Origin of the sequence: Parachlamydia acanthamoebae, from assembly GCF_000875975.1 — a bacterium.
In the GTDB taxonomy this organism is placed as follows: Bacteria; Chlamydiota; Chlamydiia; order Chlamydiales; family Parachlamydiaceae; genus Parachlamydia; species Parachlamydia acanthamoebae.
In genome coordinates this window covers 1-238 of the sequence record NZ_BAWW01000029.1, presented here as the reverse complement: position 1 = coordinate 238, position 238 = coordinate 1, and the positions used below count along the sequence as shown (strand labels likewise).

The 238-nt window shown below is 43.3% G+C and carries 1 protein-coding gene; it reads right to left on the bottom strand.

From position 1 onward, the window contains the following. On the bottom strand, positions 1–238 hold a 238-nt coding region (locus AOM43_RS07160), incomplete at both ends, for a hypothetical protein (protein WP_152618846.1).

Sequence of the window (238 nt, the reverse complement as noted above, 5' to 3'; positions counted from 1 at the left end):
GACAAGGCAAACGACCAATTGGATCGGTGTAAGTTTGTGTAAGAAGATTCCCAACTGCATCATATGTAACTCCTGTTTCACTGAAATGTGGAGAGTGGATCGACTTGTGCTGACTACGTAGATCGTAAGCATAGGTCGTTTGACCGATGTTGAAAGGCAGATCTTTTTGGATCAGATTACCTGCTTGGTCATAGCGGTAAGTTTGGGAATAAAGCTGTTCTCCTGAAAGGTTGATTCG